Annotated in this window: 2 protein-coding genes; both read left to right on the top strand. The window is 46.7% G+C overall.

Translation table 11 applies throughout. The features are described 5' to 3' along the window. The first annotated feature begins 259 nt into the window (after window positions 1-259). Window positions 260-571 (top strand): type II toxin-antitoxin system HigB family toxin, encoded by a 312-nt coding sequence (locus ABLV54_RS13240; RefSeq protein WP_011251285.1) that lies wholly within the window; start codon window positions 260-262, stop codon window positions 569-571. Continuing rightward, window positions 568-987 (top strand): helix-turn-helix domain-containing protein, encoded by a 420-nt coding sequence (locus tag ABLV54_RS13235; RefSeq protein WP_011251286.1) that lies wholly within the window; start codon window positions 568-570, stop codon window positions 985-987. The genes ABLV54_RS13240 and ABLV54_RS13235 overlap by 4 nt, the downstream gene beginning before the upstream one ends. Window positions 988-1155: the final 168 nt, after the last annotated feature.

Here is a 1155-nt window from a genome sequence, read left to right as displayed (position 1 = left end):
AATGGTAGGACTGGAGCCTAAACATACGGCGGTACGTAGCCCGGAAAGCAACGGGGAGCAGGTCACCTCCTGCTTTTGGCTTAACTCGTCGGTTAGCCACGCATCAAAACGGCCCATATGCCCTTAAGGTCCACTCTATTCAGGTTAAGTGGGGATTTTGGCGAGGTTGTGAAATGCAAAGGTAACGTTCACATATTGTAAACGGCAAAGAGCGATGCTATAATGTTCACATAATGTAAACGGATGGAACGACCGCAAGATGCACGTAATTTCAAAAGAGCCTTTTGAGGAAGCGGCAAAGCGATATCCCAACGATTCGTTAGCCATTCGGGCGTTGTACCGCTTAGTGCGCGAGACGGACTTCTCTTCTCCAGCTGAGATGCTAACTCTGATACCGAGCCTGGATAATTTTAAGTACAGGAATAAGTGGTGGGTTTTGGATGTAGGGGGCAACAACTTGAGGGTTATCGCCTATATCAATTTCGTAAATAAGCGCTTTTACGTGAAGCACATCGCAACCCACGCTGATTACGACAAGTTGACCCGCTATTACAGGGAGAACAAAGAATGATTACCGACACTGCAAAAGCCATTGAAGCAACCAAACAACTCGTAGCTGCCGTCCCCTTCCTAGGGGGCAGTTCTTCCGAGAGCGATTACCGCGAAGCGATGGAGCTGGTGGATTATCTGATCGAGAACGACGACGAGAACCCACTTATTGACTTCCTGGCGAGTAAGATTGCCGACTATGAAGATAACAGCCCTCGTTTCGCTGAGTTCAACAAAGCTATTGCTGAAATACCAGTCGGCGTTGCACTTCTGCGAACCCTGATTGACCAGCACAAGCTGTCTTATTCAGACCTTAAGGATGAGATCGGATCTAAATCATTGGTCAGCCAAATCCTGTCAGGGCAGCGCTCTTTGACCATCACTCACATAAAAGCTCTTTCCGCGCGCTTCGGTGTAAAACCTGAGTGGTTCCTATAACCGAAAGATATAACTAAATCACCTGATGGTGATTTAGTTATGATTAATTTCATTTGTAAGGAAGCTTCCATGTCAGACGAAGTAGTAAAGCCAGGGAATGAAGAGGCTCTTAGTGGCTTTGTTGAATAAATCGAACTTTTGCTGAGTTGAAGGATCAGATCACGCATC

Origin of the sequence: Klebsiella sp. JB_Kp042, from assembly GCF_040065275.1 — a bacterium.
Taxonomy (GTDB): Bacteria; Pseudomonadota; Gammaproteobacteria; order Enterobacterales; family Enterobacteriaceae; genus Klebsiella; species Klebsiella quasipneumoniae.
The sequence above is the reverse complement of the archived record's forward strand: the minus strand, read 5'-3'. Positions and strand labels throughout refer to the sequence as shown.

Excerpts from the sequence above, each read along its gene's own strand:
- ABLV54_RS13235 (WP_011251286.1), top strand. The coding sequence starts at position 568 with ATGATTACCGACACTGCAAAAGCCATTGAAGCAACCAAACAACTCGTA.
- ABLV54_RS13240 (WP_011251285.1), top strand. The coding sequence starts at position 260 with ATGCACGTAATTTCAAAAGAGCCTTTTGAGGAAGCGGCAAAGCGATAT.